The sequence below is a fragment of the Pantoea sp. DY-15 genome (assembly GCF_019795935.1).
Taxonomy (GTDB): Bacteria; Pseudomonadota; Gammaproteobacteria; order Enterobacterales; family Enterobacteriaceae; genus Pantoea; species Pantoea leporis.
Genome location: NZ_JAIMIF010000004.1, coordinates 396,549 through 416,884, shown reverse-complemented (window position 1 = coordinate 416,884; position 20,336 = coordinate 396,549). Strand labels below are relative to the sequence as shown.

Genomic DNA, 20,336 nt, shown 5'->3' with positions numbered 1-20,336 from the left:
GTTACCCTTTCTGTTTAGCCGGTTTGCCGTTCGGGCTGAGAAAACCTTCCAGCACCACCAGCGCCGCGCCGATGCAGATGGCACAGTCGGCGATGTTAAAGGTCGCGAAGTGCCAGTCACCGACATAAAAGTCGATAAAATCGACCACAAAGCCGTGATATGAACGGTCAAACAGGTTACCCAACGCCCCGCCGATAATCAGCGCGTAGGCAATATTGGTTAATTTGTTGCTGGCAGCGTTGCGATACATCATCACCAACAGCGCCACCACGATAGCAATGGCGATGCCGGCGAAGAACCAGCGCTGCCAGCCGCCTTTGTCGGCCAGGAAGCTGAACGCCGCGCCATAATTATGTGCGTAGAACAGGTTCAGGAACGGCATCAGCGGCTGCGTTTCATGCAGCATCATGTTGTTGATTACCCACATCTTGCTGCCAAAATCGATGGCAATCACCACTAGCACCAGCCAAAGCCAGCGCAAACCGGTTGAAGAGAGCGCTTTACTCATCAGGCAAATTTCCGTTGTTCGCCATTGCCGGCGACGTTGGTGTAGCAACGACCACACACCGCAGCATGCTCCGGATTCTGGCCAACGTCAGTAGTGTAATGCCAGCAGCGCGGACATTTCTCGCCTTCTGCTTTGTGCAGCGCGATTTTCAGACCTTTGAACAGCTCGCTCTGCTGCGCTTCATCGTTGGCAGTGGCGTAATCCGCCACGGTCGCGCCTGAAGTTAACAGCACGAAACGCAGCTCATCGCCCAGCGCCTGCAGCTTGGCTGCCAGCTCGGCATCCGCATACAGCGTCACCGTCGCTTCCAGCGCACCGCCGATGCGTTTGTCGCTACGCGCTTGCTCGATGACCTTGTTTACTTCACCGCGCACTTTCAGCACATCATCCCAATAGGCGTCGTTCAGCGCTTCGTTATCCGCCAGACCAAACAGATCCTGATACCACTCTTCGGTGAACACGTATTTCGCGCGCTCGCCCGGCAGGTAGCCCCAGATTTCGTCTGCGGTGAAGGACATGATTGGCGCCATCCAGCGCACCAGCGCTTCAACGATGTGCCACAACGCGGTTTGGCAGCTGCGACGCGCCAGGCTGTCGCCTTTCGCGGTGTACTGACGATCTTTGATCACATCGAGATAGAACGAGCCCATTTCGATCGAGCAGAAGTGCATCAGACGCTGCACCACTTCGTGGAAATCGTAGTTTTCGTAGGAGTGCACGATATCCTGCTGCGCTGCCAGCGCACGGCCAACTGCCCAGCGATCCACCACCACCATCTCTTCCGGCTTGACGCAATCTGTCGCCGGGTTGAAGCCAGCAAGGTTAGCCAGCAGGAAACGCGCGGTGTTACGGATACGACGATAGCTGTCTGCGGCACGCTTCAGGATTTCGTCGGAGACCGCCATCTCACCGGAATAATCGGTAGAAGCGACCCACAGACGCAAAATATCCGCGCCCAGCTTATCCATGACATCCTGCGGCGCCACGGTGTTGCCGATCGATTTCGACATCTTGCGGCCCTGACCATCCACGGTGAAACCGTGCGTCAGTACCTGACGATAAGGCGCTTTGCCTTTCATCGCGGTGGAGATCATCAGAGAAGACATGAACCAGCCGCGATGCTGATCCGAACCTTCCAGGTACATATCTGGCGTATGGCCGCCGAATTCAGGACGCGCATCCACCACTGAGTAGCTGGTAGATCCAGAGTCGAACCAGACGTCTAAGGTGTCTGGCACTTTGACGTAGTGGTCAGCGTCGTCGCCCATCAGGTCGCGCGGATCGAGATCCCACCACGCCTGGATGCCGTCCTGCTCAACCCGTTTCGCGACTTTCTCCATCAGCTCCAGCGTATCCGGATGCAGCTGCTCGCTCTCTTTATGCACGAACAGCGCCATCGGCACACCCCACGTACGCTGACGTGAGATACACCAGTCCGGGCGGTTCGCTACCATCGCTTCGATACGCGCCTGGCCCCAATCCGGGATCCACTGCACGCCTTTGATCTCTTTCAGCGACTGCGCACGCAGGCCTTTCTGGTCCATGCTAATGAACCATTGTGGCGTGGCACGGAAGATAATTGGCGTTTTGTGACGCCAGCAGTGCGGGTAGCTGTGCAGCAGTTTCTCAACGTGCAGCAGCGCACCCTTCTCTTTCAGCAGCTCAACGATCATGTCGTTGGCTTTAAAGACGTTTACGCCATCAAGCGTAGGGTAGGTGCCTGGCAGATACGCGCCATCCGGCCCCACCGGATTGGCGGTTTCCAGACCGTATTTCTGACCGATAACATAGTCATCCGGGCCGTGGCCCGGCGCGGTGTGTACCGCACCGGTACCGGCTTCCAGCGTCACGTGCTCACCCAGAACCACTTTCGATTGGATCTGCTCGAGGAACGGATGCTGGAACAGCTGCAGCTCCAGCGCCGCGCCGTTGCATTCGCCCAGCACAGTCCAGTCGCTGATGCCCGCGCGCTTCATCACGCTCTCAACCATCTCTTTGGCGAGAATCAGGCTGCGACCGTCGATCTGCAGCAGCTGGTATTCAAATTCCGGATGCAGCGAGATACCGCGGTTGGCTGGCATGGTCCACGGCGTGGTGGTCCAGATCACCAGTGAAACCGGGCCTTCTGACGCGGCGACGCCAAACTTCGCGCGCACCGCATCGGCATCAACGGCATTGAACATCACGTCGATGGATGGCGAGGTTTTGTCGTAATACTCAACTTCCGCTTCAGCCAGCGCCGAGCGGCAATCCATGCACCAGTGCACCGGCTTCGCGCCTTTGTGCAGATGGCCGTTGCCGATGATTTTACCCAGCGCACGAATGATGTTGGCTTCGGTCTGGAAGTTCATCGTCAGATAAGGACGATCCCAGTCACCGAGCACGCCGAGACGGATGAAGTCATTTTTCTGGCCTTCAACCTGCTCCGCCGCGTATTGGCGGCAAGCGGCACGGAATTCAGCCGCGCTCACTTTCTCGCCCGGCTTACCAATCATCTGCTCAACTTTGTGCTCAATCGGCAAGCCGTGGCAGTCCCAACCTGGAACGTACGGCGAGTCGTAGCCCGCCATGCCTTTCGACTTAACGATAATGTCTTTCAGAATCTTGTTAACTGAGTGACCAATATGAATGCTGCCGTTCGCATAAGGAGGGCCATCATGCAAAATAAAGGTTTTTTTCCCTTTTTTGGCTTCGCGGATGATGCCGTACAGGTTGTCATCATACCAACGTTGCAGCATTCCCGGTTCACGCTTGGCCAGATCGCCACGCATCGGGAACCCCGTTTCCGGCAAATTCAGGGTAGATTTATAGTCACTCATCAGATTCTCGATTCCGTATTTCGGTCATTAAACCGGTGTTTTTAGCCCAAAGAATTGGCGGGCTGTCACCACATCTTTCGCAATTTGTTCTTTCAGCGCGTCCAGCGAAGCGAAACGCTGTTCATCGCGAATCTTCTGTTTCAGCACCACTTCAATGTGACGCCCATAGAGATTCATATGTGTGTCGAGCAGATGAACTTCAAGCTGCTGACGTAAACCTTTTACCGTTGGGCGCGTACCAATATTGGCCACGCCGGGCAGCGGCTGATCGCCAAGGCCCAACACTGCCACCGCAAACACGCCTTTAACCGGCGTAACGGTGCGACGCAAAGGGAGATTAGCCGTTGGGAAACCGATAGTGCGCCCGAGTGCATCGCCGTGCACTACGCGGCCTGAGATGCTGAACGGATGGCCAAGCAGCGCTTCGGCTTGCGCAAAATCATCCTGCGCCAGCGCCTGACGAACGGCGGTACTGCTGATGCGCTTGCCGCTGTCACAATAAGTCTGGGTGCTGATAACCTCAAAGCCATACTCCGCACCGGCTTTCTGTAATAACAGGAAATCCCCTTGGCGACCAGCGCCGAAGCGGAAATCATCGCCGACGGCCAGGAACTTGACGTTGAGCTTGTCTACCAGCAATTCGGAAATAAAACTCTGCGCCGAATGCGCAGCGAAGCGACGATCAAAACGTACGCAGAGTACGGCATCAACACCCGCTTGTTCGAGGTACTTCAGCTTTTCACGCAAACGCGTAAGGCGCGCCGGGGCTTTGTCGCCGGCAAACAGCTCAAGCGGTTGTGGCTCAAATACCATCACCACCACCGGCAGATTGCGTTTTCGTCCTTCGGCAATCAGCTGCGCCATCAAAGCCTGGTGGCCGCGATGTACGCCGTCGAAATTGCCAATGGTCAGGACGCAGCCGCGATGCTGCTCTTTCAGATTATAAATACCGCGGATAAACTTCATGGCTGACTCAAACCGGTGGAAATCGGCGGATTATACCCTTGAATGGCGTTTAGGTTAACCCGTATACGTGCCTTTCCTGCTTCTGGAGCGGCTTATTCCACGCGTGGGCAATTGCTTAGCAAGGATCTGAAGATTTTTGCTGCGAAATACTGTATTCAACGCCGCGTTGCTGGTAGAATCCTGCGCCATCAATTACGTAATCGAGTGTTGTTTTTAAAACGACGCTTATTTGCACAAATCCATTGACATAAGAAGGCGCAAAAGGCATAGTCCTCGGCCTTTGATTTGTCCATATAGATCACATTTGGGAGTTGGACCTTGGCTAATATCAAATCAGCTAAGAAACGCGCCGTAACATCTGAGAAACGTCGCAAGCATAACGCAAGCAACCGTTCAATGATGCGTACTTTCATCAAGAAAGTATACGCGGCTATCGCAACAGGCGACAAAGCTGCTGCGCAGAACGCATTCAACGAAATGCAACCACTCGTGGACCGTCAGGCTGCTAAAGGCCTGATCCACAAAAACAAAGCTGCACGTCATAAAGCAAACCTGACTGCTCAGATCAACAAACTGGCTTAATCGCCCGTCTGTTAATCGCTTTGTAAAAAAGAACCGGCGCTTAGCCGGTTTTTTTATGCCTGCAATTCAGGAGTAAACAGCGCACTAAAGTCGCGATGACAGATCCGCTGTACCGCCGGATGCTGAATCATCCGTTCGGCAAAGATCACGTGATACTCCTCCATCACCGCATCCAACCGCCCAATCTCTTTGATGGCGTCATCCCGGTAAATCTCGTCGCCATACAGCGTCGGAGCCACAAATATCGCGTTGTTCAGCGCACCAAAAGCTTTCATTAATGCCGCATCATCAAACTCGCCCAGAATCTCCACCTGCAATCCCTGGCTGTGAATCCAGTTCAGCAGTTTGCGACCCAGCATCGAGCGACGCCCCGGAATCAGCAAACGCCGCTCTTCCAGGCTGGCAGGAAACGGCAGCGTCGGTAACGGTGTGTTGCACCAGAAGCTGATCGGACACTCGCCCAGCTTGACCGAAAACAGCCCTTCCTGCTGAGTCGAATCAATAGGGCAATCGGAAAGAATCATATCCAACTTGTGCTGGCTTAACTGTTCCAGCAGCATCTCGTGCGTTGATTCAAAGCAGCGCAGATGGATTCCCTCTTCAGCCACCACCGCAGCCTGCAGCACCTTGCTCACCAGTTGCTTAGACAAGGCATCCGCTACGCCAACATCAAACAGCAGATGCGACTCTTTGCGGTAGTTAACGATATCGAGCATCTCCTGACTCAGCATGAACATGCGATCGGCATAGCGAAACACCAACTGACCGAGTTCCGTCGGCACCAAACCGCGTCCCTGACGACGAAACAGCACGCCGCCGAGTTGCTCTTCCAGCAATTTAATCTGGCCGGTAACCGTTTGTGGCGCCAGACACAGCACATCCGCCGCGCGCACCACCGAACCGGTTTTACACACCTGCCAGAAATAGTAGAGATGATTAAAGTTGAGCTGATTCATCGGCAAAAAAAGGAGGCTTTCGCCTCCTTCCTCTTTTAACGCAATTTGATGCGCAGCAGCGTGTAACCAATCACCGCTGAGAGCAGCGAGCCACTGAGAATCCCCAGTTTGGAGAAGGTCACCAGTTGCTCATGAGCGGCATCAAACGCCAGCGAACTGATAAAGATCGACATGGTGAAGCCGATACCGCACAGCACACCAATCGCCATGATATCGCGTATCGTGGTGCCCGCCGGCAACACCGCCAGCCGCCACTTCACCGCCAGCCAGCAGAACAGCGTGATGCCTAACGGTTTACCAATCAGCAAGCCGAGAATGATGCCCAGCGGCTCTGGCGACAGCGTATCCATAAAGGTAATACCGCTTAGCGAGATGCCGGCGTTGGCAAAGGCGAACAGCGGCAGAATCAGCCAGTTAACCCACGGCATTAAACCATGCGCCAGATGCTCGGCCGGAGAGTGGCCGTTCTTCTCTTCCAGCGGCACGAAGAAGCCAACAATCACGCCCGCCAGCGTCGCGTGCACGCCCGATTTGAGCACCGCCGTCCACAGCACAATGCCGACTAACATATAGATGGCAATGTTACGCACGCCGCAGCGATTGAGAATCGCCAGTAGCACAATCGCACCCGCCGCCACGCTCAATGACAACACCGAGAGATCGCTGGTGTAGAACAGCGCGATAATCACGATAGCGCCGAGATCATCAATAATCGCCAGCGCCATCAGGAACACTTTCAGCGCGGTTGGCACGCGGCTGCCCAGCAGCGCCAGCACGCCCAAAGCAAAGGCGATATCAGTAGCAGTAGGAATTGCCCAGCCGTTACGCGCAATAGGATCGCCATAATTAAGCAGCAGGAAAATCAGTCCCGGCATAACCATGCCGCCAATTGCCGCAATCACCGGGAAAATGGCGCGATCGCGGCTGGCGAGTTCACCGGTGATCAGTTCACGTTTTACTTCCAAACCAATTAACAGGAAAAACAGCGCCATCATGGCATCGTTGATCCACAGCAGCAGGTTTTTGCTGATGTCTAATGCACCGAAGCGAATCTGCACCGGCTCGGCGAGAAACGATTGATAAGCTTGAGCGGTTTCCGCGCTGTTAGCCAAAATCATTGCCGCGACGGCCGCCAGAATCAGCACCATGCCGTTGCTGGCATCGCTGGCAATAAAGCTTTTCAGTAAGCTTCGAAGAGAACGGGGTTTGTTCACAACTCCTCCTGAGTAGAGACATTTTGGCTGAGAAGTGTAGCGATTCGAACACCTCGTTAAAAGCAGCTTATTTCTCAGTAAACACTCGATAATACCGACGATATTGGTTGGCGTTTTAGCGCAAATCAAATGATGGGCAGAATTGAGCTTATATCAGGAGCGACGCGTTGGCGGGAAAACATAAAAAAAGCGGAGAGTTTCCTCTCCGCTTCATTAGGGATGTCAGACGGGATTAACGTGTTAAATCGTCAAAGAACTTTTTCACGCCGTCGAGGAAGCTTTTAGAGCGCGGGCTGTTTTTCTCGCCGCTCGGGCCACCAAAGCTCTCTTCCAGTTCACGCAGCAGCGCTTTCTGTTTGTCGTTGAGGCTGACTGGCGTTTCCACCACCACACGACACAGCAAATCGCCTACCGCACCGCCACGCACCGATTTCACGCCTTTACCGCGCATGCGGAACAGCTTGCCGGTTTGCGTTTCAGAAGGCACTTTCAGGTTCACACGGCCATCAAGCGTCGGCACTTCAATCTCGCCGCCCAATGCTGCCATCGCGAAGTTAATCGGCACTTCGCAATACAGGTTGTTGTCTTCACGCTCAAAGATCGGGTGTTTTTTCACCGAAACCTGAACGTACAGATCGCCCGCTGGTGCGCCGTGTTCGCCCGCTTCACCTTCGCCGGTCAGACGAATGCGATCGCCGGTATCCACGCCTGCTGGAATTTTCACCGACAGGGTTTTACTGCGCTCAACGCGACCGTGACCATGACAAGCATTGCACGGATCTTTGATCACTGAACCGCGACCGTGACAGGTCGGACACGCCTGCTGCACGGTGAAGAAGCCCTGACGCATCTGCACCTGGCCTGCGCCGTGACAGGTATGACAGGTCTGCGGTTTAGTCCCCGCTTTCGCGCCGCTGCCGTGGCAGACATCGCACTCTTCCAGTGTTGGAATGCGGATCTCTTTGGTCACGCCGCGTACCGCTTCTTCCAGCGTTAGCTCCATGTTGTAGCGTAAATCGGCGCCACGAGCGGCACGCTGACGGCGGCCACCACCAAAGATATCGCCAAATACGTCGCCAAAGATATCGCTGAAGTCAGCACCGCCGCCGCCGAAGCCACCACCGCCGCCCATGCCGCCTTGTTCAAAGGCTGCGTGACCATATTGGTCGTAGGCCGCACGCTTCTGTGCGTCGGTCAGAATTTCGTAGGCTTCCTTAATTTCTTTAAACTTCGCTTCGGCTTCTTTATTGTCCGGATTACGGTCCGGATGGTATTTCATCGCCAGGCGCTTATAAGCCTTTTTGATTTCACGCTCATCTGCGGATTTAGAGACGCCTAAGATCTCGTATAAATCACTCTTAGCCATATTTGTTCTGCCCTTAACATGATCGCACGGGCGTGGAGAGATCTCCTACGCCCGTGCTGGTTTCAACGGCTGTCAGGCCAGCTGTCGCGCCCGGTCAGGGGCAATTATTTTTTGTCTTTAACTTCTTCGAACTCAGCGTCGACAACGTCGTCTTCTTTCTGTGCAGAAGCATCGCCTGCATCAGCTGCCTGACCCTGCTGCTGTGCCAGCTCCATCAGTTTGCTGGACACTTCCATCAATGCCTGCATTTTGGCTTCGATTTCTGCTTTGTCTTCGCCTTTCAGCGCGGTGTTCAGCTCGGTCAACGCAGCTTCGATTGGCGCTTTGTCGTCAGCAGACAGTTTGTCGCCCGCTTCGTCCAGCTGCTTACGGGTGCTGTGCGAAATCTGATCGCCCTGGTTACGGGTCTGAACCAGCTCTTCGAACTTGCGGTCAGACTCGGCGTTCGCTTCCGCGTCACGCACCATTTTTTCGATCTCTTCTTCATTCAGACCAGAAGAGGCCTTGATGGTGATCTTCTGCTCTTTACCGCTGTTTTTGTCTTTCGCAGACACGTGCAGAATACCATCCGCATCGATATCGAAGGTGACTTCGATCTGCGGCATACCGCGCGGTGCAGCCTGGATACCGTCGAGGTTGAACTGGCCCAGGGATTTGTTATCACCTGAACGCTTACGCTCACCCTGCAGCACGTGAATCGTCACGGCAGACTGGTTATCTTCAGCGGTAGAGAACACCTGGCTGTGCTTGGTTGGGATGGTGGTGTTCTTGCTGATCAGCGAAGTCATCACGCCGCCCATGGTTTCGATACCCAGCGACAGCGGAGTCACGTCCAGCAGCAGAACGTCTTTCACTTCACCCGCCAACACGCCGCCCTGAACCGCAGCACCCACGGCTACCGCTTCATCCGGGTTCACATCTTTACGTGGCTCTTTACCAAAGAACTCAGTCACTTTGGCCTGAACCATTGGCATACGCGTTTGACCGCCCACCAGGATCACGTCGTTGATGTCTGAAACAGACAGACCCGCATCCTGCAGAGCTACTTTCAACGGCTCGATAGAGCGAGAAACCAAGTCTTCAACCAGTGATTCCAGTTTCGCACGTGTTACTTTGATGTTCAGGTGCTTAGGACCGGTCGCATCCGCCGTGATGTAAGGCAGGTTAACGTCGGTCTGCTGTGCTGAAGACAGCTCGATCTTGGCTTTCTCTGCCGCTTCTTTCAGACGCTGCATGGCCAGCGGATCGTTGTGCAGATCGATGCCCTGATCTTTCTTAAATTCAGCCACCAGATAGTTAATCAGACGGCTATCGAAGTCTTCACCACCCAGGTGGGTATCACCGTTGGTTGCCAGAACTTCAAAGGTTTTCTCGCCATCAACGTCGTCGATCTCAATGATTGAGATATCGAAAGTACCGCCGCCCAGGTCGTATACCGCGATGGTGCGGTTGCCCTGACCTTTATCCAGGCCGTAAGCCAGTGCAGCTGCGGTTGGTTCGTTGATGATACGTTTTACTTCCAGACCCGCGATACGGCCGGCGTCTTTGGTCGCCTGACGCTGCGCATCGTTGAAGTAAGCTGGAACGGTAATAACCGCTTCGGTGACGGCTTCACCGAGGAAATCTTCCGCGGTTTTCTTCATCTTTTTCAGCACTTCAGCCGAGATCTGCGGCGGTGCCATTTTCTGGCCTTTTACGTCCAGCCATGCGTCGCCGTTATCTGCGCCGATGATTTTGTACGGCATAATTTTAATATCACGCTGTACTTCTTCGTCCTGGAAGCGACGGCCAATCAGGCGCTTGATCGCAAACAGGGTGTTCTGCGGGTTGGTCACAGACTGACGTTTAGCCGGTTGACCCACCAGAGTTTCGCCATCTTGTGCATACGCAATGATCGACGGCGTGGTGCGATCGCCTTCGGCGTTTTCCAGTACGCGTGCTTTACCACCATCCATAACTGCAACACATGAGTTGGTTGTACCCAAGTCAATACCAATAATCTTACCCATCTAAACGTCTCCTACTTAAATTCTTTGCCAATTTGGGTTGTGAAACAGAGATGCGGTCAAACTGACCACTTTCAACTGCTGAAGCAGGCTTTTTTTTGCTGCCTCACAACGCTCGATGACAAGTAAATGGGGCCGGTTCGATGCGCATCAAGGGTTAAAACTAAAAAAAATTTCATTCTCTCGTCGATTCAGATCAAAGTTGGGCAAAAAGAGGCCGCTTATTATGCAGCGCCTCGCGCCCCCAGCGGTTTGCGCGGGTGTAAAACACGAACAACATCTTCAACGCTGCTTCTGAGGAATTATGAGCAATACCACGCTGGCGAATCCCGCCCCGTTGGGCCTGATGGGATTCGGTATGACCACCATCCTGCTCAACTTACACAACACCGGCCTGTTTGCGATGGATGTGATCATCCTGGCGATGGGGATTTTCTACGGCGGCATCGCGCAAATTTTTGCCGGGCTGCTGGAATATAAGAAAGGCAACACCTTCGGGCTGACCGCCTTTACCTCTTACGGCAGCTTCTGGTTAACGTTGGTAGCGATTCTACTGCTGCCAAAACTGGGGCTGGCAGAGGCGGCCGACGGCCACTTCCTTGGCGCGTATCTCGCGCTGTGGGGCGTGTTCACTGCATTCCTATTTTTCGGCACGCTGAAGTCACCGAAAATGCTGCAGTTCATCTTCGCCAGCCTGACGCTGCTGTTTGCGCTGCTGGCTATCGGCCACCTGACCGACAACGCGGGGTTGCTGCGCGTTGCCGGCTGGATTGGCATTATTTGCGGTTCGAGTGCGTTCTATCTGGCGATGGGCGAAGTGCTGAACGAGAAGTTTGGTCGTACGGTATTGCCGATTGGCGAGTGACAAATGAAAAGCGGAGCTGTTTGGCTCCGCTTTTTGCATTATGATGAGTGCAGCGACATATCTAACTGCGCATACTGCTGACGGCTATCGCGCCACAGCCAGATTCCCACCATAAAGCCAATTATCGCCAGCGCCAGCACATACCAGGCAGGCGCCATTGGCGTCAGGCTCATCATCAGCGTTACGCTAATCGGCGTCAGACCACCGAAAATCGCGTAAGCAACATTGTACGAGAATGAGATGCCGGTAAAGCGCACCGCCGCCGGGAATGCGCGCACCATCACAAACGGCACTACACCGACGACCCCCACGCTCAGGCCCGCTAAACCGTACCAAACAAACAGCATTTCCGGCGTGCTACTTAACTGATGGAAGAAGTTCCAGCTGCCGATCGCCAGCAGTATTGAACCGACCATCAGCGAACGCGCCGCGCCGAAGCGATCCACCAGCCATCCGGCGATAACACAACCCAGCAGCAGCATAATGGTGGCGAAGCTGTTGGCCTGCAGACTGAGCGCGGCGGGAATGCCATGCTGTTTTTGCATCAGCGTCGGCGCCATCAAAATCACCACCACAATGCAGGCCGACAGAAGCCAGGTGAGCAGCATCGAAATTACGATGCCGCGCTTATGGCTGGCGAAAATGGTTTGCAGCGGCATTTTTTCTGCCAGCGCTTTACGCTGCTGCATCTGCTGGAACACCGGGGTTTCATGCAGCCAGCGACGCAGATACATCGCCAGCAAGCCAAACACACCGCCGAGGAAGAAAGGAATGCGCCAGCCATGATCGCGCATCGCAGCCGGTGACAGCGTGGTGTTCAGCACCGTTGCCACCAGCGAACCGAGCAGAATCCCTGCGGTTAAGCCTGCGGTCAGCGTGCCGCAGGCAAAACCAATGCGTTTTTCAGGCACATGTTCGGCGACAAACACCCACGCGCCAGGCACTTCACCGCCGATAGCCGCGCCTTGCAGCACGCGCATTAGCAGCATCAATAACGGCGCAGCGATGCCAATGCTGGCATAAGTGGGCAATGCGCCCATCGCCAACGTCGGCAGCGCCATCAGCAGAATACTGAGGCTGAACATCTTCTTACGCCCCACTTTGTCACCAAAGTGCGCCATGATAATGCCGCCTAACGGACGCGCCAGATAACCCGCAGCAAAGATGGCGAAAGTCTGCACCTGACGCAACCATTCAGGAATGTCAGGCGGGAAGAACAGTTCGCCAATCACGGCGGCAAAGAAGACGAAGATAATGAAGTCGTAGAATTCCAGCGCCCCACCAAGGGCCGCCAGCGACAGGGTTTTGTAATCCTGCCCGTTGAGTCGGCGCGTTGCGTGCGTATCCATAATCCAGCGGTATCCAGAGGCAAAAAAACTTATGTAAAGATTGAATTACTATACCGTAAATATTTTGCCACACCAGTGCCGCTGGATTTTATGCCTGAAAATGCCGATTTTTAGTCATTTGTCTCACGACGGGCGCTTTTGGGGCGAAAAGCTGCTACCACATCGGCATGAGTTTCCACATACGGCCCTTCCAGTAGCTGTAAACAATAAGGTACAGCGGCAAAAATCCCCGGCACCTTTACCGTTCCATCTTCCGCTTTCAGCCCTTCCAGCGTCTCTTTAATGGATTTTGGCTGGCCCGGCAGATTGAGGATCAGCGACTGCTTGCGGATCACGCCAACCTGGCGAGACAAAATAGCGGTCGGCACAAATTGCAGGCTAATTTGGCGCATCTGCTCGCCGAAGCCCGGCATTTCACGGTCGGCAACCGCCAATGTGGCATCTGGCGTCACATCACGCCGCGCCGGTCCGGTGCCGCCGGTGGTGAGGACCAAATTGCAGAACAGCTCATCGACCAGCTCGCAAATCGCCTGCTCAATCATTGGCTGCTCATCCGGCACCAGACGCGTTTCAATTTCAAACGGCGTAGCCAGCGCGGCGGTGAGCCAGCTCTCTAACGCCGGAATGCCCTGATCCTGATAGATGCCGTTAGCAGCACGATCGGAAACGGAAATTAATCCAATTCGTAAAGTATCCATAGAGTTATCGCTGTGGTTAGCTGCATGGCAGCAAATGACGTGAGTAGTTAGAAGGATAATACAAGAAGCGGGGGAAAAACGTAAAACCGTGGCAGCGGTTGCCGCCACGGTCAATCACCTTACAGCAGCTCGGCGATCATCTTCTCAAGTTTGCCCTGATCGATGGCAAAGTTGCGGATACCTTCAGCCAGTTTGGTAACGGCCATTGGATCCTGGTTGTGCTGCCAGAAGAACTCCGCTTCGGTCATCTTCGCTGGACGCGCTTTCACTTCGCCGGTGTAGCTCAGTTTACGCTCAACGGTGCCTTCGCTCTCAGCCAGCTCTTTCAGCAGGCCCGGAGAGATGGTCAGACGGTCGCAGCCAGCCAGCTCAATGATTTCACCAACGTTACGGAAGCTTGCGCCCATTACCACGGTTTCATAACCGTGCTGCTTGTAGTAGCTGTAGATTTCAGCCACAGACACCACGCCTGGATCTTCGTGGGCGGCATACTCTTTCTTATCGGTGTTCTGCTTGTACCAGTCGAGGATACGGCCAACGAATGGAGAGATCAGGAACACGCCCGCTTCGGCACAGGCACGCGCCTGCGCGAAGGAGAACAGCAGCGTCAGGTTACAGTTGATACCTTCTTTTTCCAGCTGCTCAGCAGCACGAATGCCCTGCCAGGTTGACGCCAGTTTGATCAGGATACGGTCATTGCTGATGCCCGCATCGTTGTACAGTTTGATCAGGCTACGCGCTTTAGCGATGCTCGCTTCAGTGTCGTAAGAGAGGCGCGCATCGACTTCAGTCGAGATGCGACCAGGGATCAGTTTGAGAATTTCCAGACCAATGTTGACGGCCAGCTTGTCAGAAACCAGCGCCAGCTGATCTTCTTTGTTGCTGCTCTGCTGACGTGCCCAGGTAATGGCTTCGTCAATCAGTTTGCGGTATTCAGGGATTTGAGCGGCGTTGAGAATCAAAGAAGGGTTCGTGGTCGCGTCCTGCGGCTGGTAAAGTTTCATCGCCGCGATATCACCGGTGTCGGCGACCACAGTAGTCAGCTGACGCAAGGAAGTAAGTTTGTCCGTCATGGTTCTCTTTCTCTTAGGTTGACTGTCAGGGTGTAAAAGGCTGTTGCGATAATATCACGCACAAGTGACGGCGCAACACCACGAAGTGCCCTTTACGATAGCGCTAACAAATGGGAGCGATTTGCCGATCCATGCCGCTTTTTTGCTACACTCCTTGCGACATTTTCCCTTCAATTCCCTGATAAACCTGCGGGTCAAAGAGGACGTACACGATGCTGATGGTTATCTCACCAGCGAAGACACTGGACTATGAAAGCCCGCTGGCGACACAACGCTTTACCCAACCGGCGCTGTTAGAAAAATCACACCAATTAATTGACGTTGCGCGCGATCTTTCACCGGCGCAAATCAGCTCACTGATGGGCATTAGCGACAAGCTGGCGCACCTGAATGCCGATCGTTTTAACCAATGGCAGCCGCCCTTCTCGCTGGAGAATGCACGTCAGGCGATTCTGGCGTTCAAAGGTGATGTGTATACCGGTTTGCAGGCCGAAACCTTTAGCGACGACGATTTTGACTTTGCCCAGCAGCACCTGCGCATGTTGTCGGGTCTTTACGGCCTGCTGCGCCCACTCGATTTGATGCAGCCTTATCGCCTGGAGATGGGCATCAAGCTGGCGAATCCGGCCGGGAAAGATCTTTACGGCTTCTGGGGCGATTTGCTGACTGAGAAGTTAAACGAGGCGATTGCTGAGCAAGGCGATGACGTGCTGATCAATCTGGCATCCGATGAGTATTTCAAAGCCATCAAGCCGAAGAAACTCAACGCCGAGTTGATCAAGCCGGTGTTCCTCGATGAGAAGAATGGCAAATTTAAAGTCATCAGCTTTTACGCCAAGAAAGCGCGCGGTTTGATGAGCCGCTATGTGATTCAGAACCGCCTGACCAACCCTGCGCAGCTGAAGAAGTTCGATGTGGATGGATATTTTCTGGACGGTGCAGAAAGCAGCGAGAACGAACTGGTGTTTAAGCGCCGCGAGCAGAAATAGTTCAGCAAGCGCTGCAATGGATTGTGCTCGCTGCCCCCCTCCTCGGTTCGTGCTCGCTGCCCCCCTCCTCGGTCCTCCCCCATAAATGGGGGAGGAAGATGCTGCCATATGTCAGTGATGAAGCTGCATGTGGCAGCGTCTCCTTTCCCCGCTAGCGGGGGAAGGCCGGGATGGGGGACAGCGAGCACTTACCCCAGTCAGCACTTACTTCAACAAAAACGCCCGCAGCTCCGCGAAATCGCCTTTCAGGTTGTGCGACAGCAGCGGCAAATCGGCGCGCTCGGCCAGCTCTTTTGGCAGCGGCAGATCCTGACCCAGAATCTCATCCACGCTCTCTTTGAACTTCGCCGGATGCGCAGTCCCGAGGAACAGGCCATATTCGCCCTCCTGCAGGTTGTCGCGCAGCAAACGGTAAGCAATCGCCGCATGCGGTTCAGAGATGTAGCCAATCTCCGCCAGCTCGCGCATGGTGGATTTGGTGGTTTCATCGGTTACCGCGCCGTACGCCAGATCGGTCAAACGCCAGGTTTTGCGGCGGAACAGCTCTTCCACGCGCGGCCAGTTGTTCGGCTGGCTGACATCCATGGCGTTCGACAGCGTTGCTACCGTGGCGTTTGGCTGCCATGCGCCGTTGCCGAGGAAACGCGGCACGGTATCGTTCGCATTGGTCGCAGCGATAAAGCGCTTGATCGGCAGACCCAATGATTTCGCCAGCAGGCCAGCCGTTAAGTCACCGAAGTTACCGCTCGGCACCGACACCACCAGCTGATTACGCTTCTCTTGTGGCAGCTGCGCTACCGCTTCGAAGTAGTAGCAAATCTGCGCCAGCAGACGGCTGATGTTGATGGAGTTCGCCGAGTTCAGGCCAATCGCCTTTTTCAGCTCTTCATCATCAAACGCCTGTTTCACCAACGCCTGACACGCATCGAAATCGCCTTCAACCGCGATGGTTTCGATGTTGCCGCCCAGCGTACAGAACAGTTTCTCCTGCAGCGGGCTGATTTTACCCTGCGGATAGAGAATCACTACGCGCACGTTTTCCATGCCGTAGAAGGCATGCGCCACGGCGGCACCGGTATCGCCGGACGTGGCGGTCAGAATGGTGATCTGCTCATCCGCACCGCTCACATAGGAAAGCATTTGCGCCATAAAGCGGCCGCCAAAGTCTTTGAACGCCAGCGTTGGACCGTGGAACAGCTCGAGGCAAGCCACATCATCGCTGACCTTCGCCACCGGCGCCGGGAAAGCAAAGGCGTTTTTCACGCGCTCGGCCAGCTGATGCGCCGCAATTTCATCGCCAATGTAGGCAGAGAGAATTTTGCTGCTGCGGCTGACGAAATCCATCTCCAGCATGGCATCGATATCGGTCAGTTCGAATTCCGGCAGTTCGAGCGGGAAAAACAGCCCTTGCTGCGAGCCGAGGCCCTGTTTAACGGCCTGAGCAAAACTAACCTGCTCGTTATGATCCTTAAGGTTGTAGAGTTTCATGCGTTATCCCAATTTACGTGCGCCAGCCGTATCAAGACGGCAGATGTGGACGAAACCTTCTTCATTCTGCAGATAGTGCTGGCTTAGCCAGTCCGCCATCCGCTGTGCCGTTGCCATCTCGTTGCAAACGGCGAAAAGTGTCGGGCCGGAACCCGAAATGCCGCACGCCAGCGCGCCAATATCCTGCGCCGCTTTACGCGCATCGGCGAAGCCTGGCAGCAGTTTGGTGCGATACGGCTCGGCGATAACATCCTGCATAAGTTTAGCCGCCAGCCCAGGCTGCCGCGTATGACAAGCGTGAATAAAGCCTGCCAGCAGGCGACCATGCTTGATGGCATCCTCTTTGCGGTACTGTGCCGGCAGAATGGCGCGCGCTTCGGCGGTGGAGACTTTAATCCCCGGATACGCCATCACCCACAGCCATTCGTCAAAGCACGGCACGTCCTGACTGATGATGCCGTTCTCTTCAATCATCAGTTGCACGCCGCCAAGGAAGCACGGCGCAACGTTATCAAAGTGTACGCTGCCGGAAATACGCCCTTCCAGCTCGCCCATCAGCGCCAGCAGTTCGGTGTCATTGAGCGGTTTGCCGCAGAATTCGTTCATCGCCATCAAACCGGCAACCACCGAACAGGCGCTTGAGCCGAGTCCGGAACCAATCGGCATATTCTTTTCCAGCGTCATCGCCACCGGAACTTGTTTACCAATCGCCTGGCAAAAACGCTCCCAGCACTGATAAACGATGTTCTCCTGCGGATTGGTCGGCAGTTTGCTGACAAAACGCCCGGAGTTCACCAGGCTAAAGCTGTCGGCGGCTTCCACGGAAACGCAGTCACCCAGCAAGGTGCCATCCACCGGTGAAACCGCCGCGCCAAGCACATCAAAGCCGACGCTGACGTTACCTATCGAGGCCGGTGCATAAATTTTTACCATCATCAAACTCCCAACTTCCACGACAGCGTACGCAGCAGGTCAGCAAACACGCCCGCTGCTGTGACATCATTCCCTGCACCATATCCACGCAGAACCAGCGGGATTGGCTGATAGTAGCGGCTGTAGAATGCCAGCGCATTCTCACCGTTCTTCACTTTGTACAGAGGATCGTTGCCGTCCACCGCGTCAATCTTCACTTTGCAGACGCCACCCTCTTCTATCGCGCCGACGAAGCGTAATACTTTACCTTCGTCACGCGCTTTGGCAACGCGCGCGGCAAAGGCGTTATCCAGCTCCGGCAGACGTTGCATAAACTGCTCCACGTCGGCGATCTCCGTCAGGCTGGCGGGCAGCAGCGGTTCGATATCGATATCGCTAAGCTCCAGCTGATGCCCCGCTTCACGCGCCAGAATCAGTAGCTTACGCGCCACATCGGTGCCAGAAAGATCGTCACGTGGATCCGGCTCGGTAAAGCCCATCTCACGCGCCATTTTGGTCGCTTCCGACAGCGAAACGCCCTCATCAAGCTTGCCGAAGATAAAAGAGAGCGAGCCAGAGAGAATACCGGAAAATTTGATCAGTTCATCCCCGGCATTCATCAGGTTTTGCAGGTTTTCGATCACCGGTAAACCGGCACCAACGTTGGTGTCGTACAGGAACTTACGGCGCGATTTTGCTGCCGCTGCACGCATCTGCTGGTAATAATTCCACGACGACGTGTTGGCCTTTTTGTTCGGCGTGACGACATGGAAACCTTCGGCAAGGAAATCGGCATACTGATCGGCAACCGCCTGGCTGGAGGTACAATCGACGATCACCGGGTTTAGCAGATGATACTCTTTCACCAAACGCATCAGTCGACCAAGATTGAACGGCTCTTTGGCTTCGTTCAGTTCTGCCTTCCAGTTGCTGAGATCGATACCGTGTACGTTGGTCAACAGCGCCCGCGAGTTAGCGATGCCGCACACGCGCAGATCGATGTGCTTCTGTTTCAGCCACGTCTGCTGGCGATGCAGCTGATCCAGCAACGCTGCGCCCACACCGCCAACGCCGACCACGAACACTTCAATGACCTGGTCGGTAGCGAACAGCATCTGATGCACCACACGCACGCCGGTGGTGACTTCATCGTTGCTCACTACCACCGAGATGGAACGCTCAGACGAGCCCTGCGCAATCGCCACGATATTGATGTTGGCTCGCGCCAGCGCCGAGAAGAATTTAGCCGAGATGCCGCGCAGCGTACGCATGCCATCACCGACCACCGAGATCACCGCCAGCTGTTCCAGCACGTCCAGCGGATCGAGTAAGCCATCTTTCAACTCCAGATAGAACTCCTCCTCCAGCACGCGACGCGCACGCGCCTGCTCGCTTTGCGGTACGCAGAAGCTGATGCTGTATTCCGAAGAGGATTGGGTGATCAGCACCACGGAGATGCCGGTGCGTGACATCGCGGCGAAAACGCGCGCCGCCATGCCGACCATGCCTTTCATACCCGGACCTGACACGTTGAACATCGCCATGTTATTCAGGTTGGTGATACCTTTCACCGGATTTTCATCCAGCTCGCCTTCGCCACCAATTAAGGTGCCCGGCGCTTGCGGATTAGCGGTATTTTTGATCAGGCAAGGAATCTGGAACTGGGCGATGGGCGCGATGGTACGCGGATGTAAGACTTTGGCGCCGAAGTAGGAAAGCTCCATTGCTTCCTGATACGACATCGATTTCAGTAAGCGCGCATCGGGCACCTGACGCGGGTCGCAGGTATACACACCGTCAACATCGGTCCAGATTTCACAGCAATCAGCGCGCAAACACGCAGCCAACACCGCAGCGGAGTAATCAGAACCGTTGCGGCCCAGCACCACCAGTTCACCTTTCTCGTTCCCGGCGGTGAAACCGGCCATCAGGATAAAGTGATCGGCTGGGATCTGGCTGGCGGCGATGCGACGCGTGGATTCGGCGATATCAACGGTGGATTCAAGGTAATGACCAATCGCCAGCAACTTCTCCACCGGATCGATAACGGTAACTTTGTGGCCGCGCGCCTGCAGCAGCGCTTCCATAATAGCAATCGACAGCTTTTCGCCACGGCAGATGATGGCGGCATTCACAGCGTCCGGACATTGGCCCAGCAAGCTGATGCCGTGCAGCACTTGTTTCAGCTGTGCAAATTCCAGTTCAACGCGGGTTTTCAGTCCGTCATAATCAAAGCCCGGCTGCGCATCACGCAAGCCTTGCAACAGATCGGCAAAAATACGTTCGGCATCGCTGATATTCGGCAACGTGTCCAGGCCGCTGATGGTTTTCTCAATCATCGCCACCAGATGATTGGTAATTTTTGCTGGTGCAGAGAGTACGGTCGCAACCTGTCCCTGTTGTGCATTGCTTTCCAGAATATCCGCCACACGGAGAAAACGTTCCGCATTGGCTACTGAGGTTCCGCCGAATTTCAGCACTCGCATATTTGAAGCTCTCCTGAATTTTTGCCGAAAAAAAAGCCCGCACTGTTTAGGTGCGGGCT

At 54.9% G+C, this 20,336-nt stretch carries 16 protein-coding genes and 1 other annotated feature (1 of these 17 only partly in view); of the genes, 3 read left to right on the top strand and 13 right to left on the bottom strand.

Going from position 1 to position 20,336, the window contains the following annotated elements:
• Nucleotide 1: 1 nt before the first annotated feature.
• From lspA to ribF, 3 genes are read right to left on the bottom strand one after another with little or no spacing between them, the layout of a single operon-like run.
• A complete protein-coding gene (gene lspA / locus K5Y32_RS17050) occupies nucleotides 2-508 on the bottom strand; it encodes a signal peptidase II (RefSeq protein WP_101762147.1) in 507 nt (168 codons plus the stop codon).
• Nucleotides 508-3,327, bottom strand: coding sequence for an isoleucine--tRNA ligase (gene ileS / locus K5Y32_RS17045; protein WP_222185247.1), 2,820 nt, complete (start codon nucleotides 3,325-3,327; stop codon nucleotides 508-510). The genes lspA and ileS overlap by 1 nt, the downstream gene beginning before the upstream one ends.
• Nucleotides 3,328-3,354: 27 nt before the next feature.
• Nucleotides 3,355-4,293, bottom strand: coding sequence for a bifunctional riboflavin kinase/FAD synthetase (gene ribF, locus K5Y32_RS17040; protein ID WP_101762149.1), 939 nt, complete (start codon nucleotides 4,291-4,293; stop codon nucleotides 3,355-3,357).
• A gap of 318 nt (nucleotides 4,294-4,611) precedes the next feature.
• Here ribF and rpsT point away from each other — a divergent pair, with 318 nt between their 5' ends.
• A complete protein-coding gene (gene rpsT, locus K5Y32_RS17035) occupies nucleotides 4,612-4,875 on the top strand; it encodes a 30S ribosomal protein S20 (protein ID WP_036619798.1) in 264 nt (87 codons plus the stop codon).
• Between the two features lie 53 nt (nucleotides 4,876-4,928).
• Here the strand turns inward: rpsT and nhaR are convergent, their stop codons facing one another.
• The 4 genes from nhaR to dnaK all read right to left on the bottom strand — a co-directional run bounded on the left by nhaR (nucleotide 4,929) and on the right by dnaK (nucleotide 10,420).
• On the bottom strand, nucleotides 4,929-5,831 hold the full coding sequence (nhaR, locus tag K5Y32_RS17030; protein ID WP_222185246.1) for a transcriptional activator NhaR: 903 nt from the start codon (nucleotides 5,829-5,831) through the stop codon (nucleotides 4,929-4,931).
• A gap of 35 nt (nucleotides 5,832-5,866) precedes the next feature.
• Nucleotides 5,867-7,045: a Na+/H+ antiporter NhaA gene (nhaA, locus tag K5Y32_RS17025; protein ID WP_222185244.1), complete on the bottom strand. Its 1,179-nt coding sequence runs from the start codon at nucleotides 7,043-7,045 to the stop codon at nucleotides 5,867-5,869.
• 232 nt (nucleotides 7,046-7,277) lie between these two features.
• Nucleotides 7,278-8,411 (bottom strand): molecular chaperone DnaJ, encoded by a 1,134-nt coding sequence (gene dnaJ / locus K5Y32_RS17020; protein WP_222185242.1) that lies wholly within the window; start codon nucleotides 8,409-8,411, stop codon nucleotides 7,278-7,280.
• A 104-nt stretch (nucleotides 8,412-8,515) separates the two neighbouring features.
• On the bottom strand, nucleotides 8,516-10,420 hold the full coding sequence (dnaK, locus tag K5Y32_RS17015) for a molecular chaperone DnaK (RefSeq protein WP_101762153.1): 1,905 nt from the start codon (nucleotides 10,418-10,420) through the stop codon (nucleotides 8,516-8,518).
• Nucleotides 10,421-10,721: 301 nt separating this feature from the next.
• Here dnaK and satP point away from each other — a divergent pair, with 301 nt between their 5' ends.
• Complete coding sequence (gene satP, locus K5Y32_RS17010; protein ID WP_101762154.1) at nucleotides 10,722-11,282, top strand: acetate uptake transporter; 561 nt, start codon at nucleotides 10,722-10,724, stop codon at nucleotides 11,280-11,282.
• Between the two features lie 38 nt (nucleotides 11,283-11,320).
• Here satP and K5Y32_RS17005 read toward each other — a convergent pair whose 3' ends face one another.
• The 3 genes from K5Y32_RS17005 to tal form a co-directional block, all read right to left on the bottom strand.
• Nucleotides 11,321-12,631, bottom strand: coding sequence for an MFS transporter (locus tag K5Y32_RS17005; protein ID WP_137385130.1), 1,311 nt, complete (start codon nucleotides 12,629-12,631; stop codon nucleotides 11,321-11,323).
• A 110-nt stretch (nucleotides 12,632-12,741) separates the two neighbouring features.
• Nucleotides 12,742-13,329 (bottom strand): molybdopterin adenylyltransferase, encoded by a 588-nt coding sequence (mog, locus tag K5Y32_RS17000; RefSeq protein ID WP_101762156.1) that lies wholly within the window; start codon nucleotides 13,327-13,329, stop codon nucleotides 12,742-12,744.
• A gap of 119 nt (nucleotides 13,330-13,448) precedes the next feature.
• Nucleotides 13,449-14,402, bottom strand: a complete 954-nt coding sequence (gene tal / locus K5Y32_RS16995) for a transaldolase (RefSeq protein WP_137385129.1) — start codon at nucleotides 14,400-14,402, stop codon at nucleotides 13,449-13,451.
• A 212-nt stretch (nucleotides 14,403-14,614) separates the two neighbouring features.
• Here tal and yaaA point away from each other — a divergent pair, with 212 nt between their 5' ends.
• Nucleotides 14,615-15,391 carry a peroxide stress protein YaaA gene (gene yaaA, locus K5Y32_RS16990; protein WP_137385128.1) on the top strand — a complete coding sequence of 259 codons (777 nt, stop codon included), beginning with the start codon at nucleotides 14,615-14,617 and terminating at the stop codon, nucleotides 15,389-15,391.
• 204 nt (nucleotides 15,392-15,595) lie between these two features.
• Here yaaA and thrC read toward each other — a convergent pair whose 3' ends face one another.
• From thrC to thrA, 3 genes are read right to left on the bottom strand one after another with little or no spacing between them, the layout of a single operon-like run.
• Nucleotides 15,596-16,879, bottom strand: coding sequence for a threonine synthase (gene thrC, locus K5Y32_RS16985; protein WP_008108676.1), 1,284 nt, complete (start codon nucleotides 16,877-16,879; stop codon nucleotides 15,596-15,598).
• Between the two features lie 3 nt (nucleotides 16,880-16,882).
• Nucleotides 16,883-17,812: a homoserine kinase gene (gene thrB, locus K5Y32_RS16980; RefSeq protein WP_008108677.1), complete on the bottom strand. Its 930-nt coding sequence runs from the start codon at nucleotides 17,810-17,812 to the stop codon at nucleotides 16,883-16,885.
• 2 nt (nucleotides 17,813-17,814) lie between these two features.
• The gene (thrA, locus tag K5Y32_RS16975; RefSeq protein WP_110867500.1) at nucleotides 17,815-20,277 is read right to left on the bottom strand and encodes a bifunctional aspartate kinase/homoserine dehydrogenase I; all 2,463 of its coding nucleotides are present in this window, start codon (nucleotides 20,275-20,277) and stop codon (nucleotides 17,815-17,817) included.
• Between the two features lie 26 nt (nucleotides 20,278-20,303).
• Nucleotides 20,304-20,336, bottom strand: a sequence feature (Thr leader region) (it continues 90 nt past the right edge of the window).

What these genes read in the sequence shown, in the direction of transcription:
- tal (WP_137385129.1), bottom strand. Translation starts at nt 14,402, where the DNA reads ATGACGGACAAACTTACTTCCTTGCGTCAGCTGACTACTGTGGTCGCC.
- mog (WP_101762156.1), bottom strand. Translation starts at nt 13,329, where the DNA reads ATGGATACTTTACGAATTGGATTAATTTCCGTTTCCGATCGTGCTGCT.
- nhaR (WP_222185246.1), bottom strand. Translation starts at nt 5,831, where the DNA reads ATGAATCAGCTCAACTTTAATCATCTCTACTATTTCTGGCAGGTGTGT.
- ileS (WP_222185247.1), bottom strand. Translation starts at nt 3,327, where the DNA reads ATGAGTGACTATAAATCTACCCTGAATTTGCCGGAAACGGGGTTCCCG.
- lspA (WP_101762147.1), bottom strand. Translation starts at nt 508, where the DNA reads ATGAGTAAAGCGCTCTCTTCAACCGGTTTGCGCTGGCTTTGGCTGGTG.
- dnaK (WP_101762153.1), bottom strand. Translation starts at nt 10,420, where the DNA reads ATGGGTAAGATTATTGGTATTGACTTGGGTACAACCAACTCATGTGTT.
- ribF (WP_101762149.1), bottom strand. Translation starts at nt 4,293, where the DNA reads ATGAAGTTTATCCGCGGTATTTATAATCTGAAAGAGCAGCATCGCGGC.
- yaaA (WP_137385128.1), top strand. Translation starts at nt 14,615, where the DNA reads ATGCTGATGGTTATCTCACCAGCGAAGACACTGGACTATGAAAGCCCG.
- thrA (WP_110867500.1), bottom strand. Translation starts at nt 20,277, where the DNA reads ATGCGAGTGCTGAAATTCGGCGGAACCTCAGTAGCCAATGCGGAACGT.
- satP (WP_101762154.1), top strand. Translation starts at nt 10,722, where the DNA reads ATGAGCAATACCACGCTGGCGAATCCCGCCCCGTTGGGCCTGATGGGA.
- thrB (WP_008108677.1), bottom strand. Translation starts at nt 17,812, where the DNA reads ATGGTAAAAATTTATGCACCGGCCTCGATAGGTAACGTCAGCGTCGGC.
- thrC (WP_008108676.1), bottom strand. Translation starts at nt 16,879, where the DNA reads ATGAAACTCTACAACCTTAAGGATCATAACGAGCAGGTTAGTTTTGCT.
- dnaJ (WP_222185242.1), bottom strand. Translation starts at nt 8,411, where the DNA reads ATGGCTAAGAGTGATTTATACGAGATCTTAGGCGTCTCTAAATCCGCA.
- K5Y32_RS17005 (WP_137385130.1), bottom strand. Translation starts at nt 12,631, where the DNA reads ATGGATACGCACGCAACGCGCCGACTCAACGGGCAGGATTACAAAACC.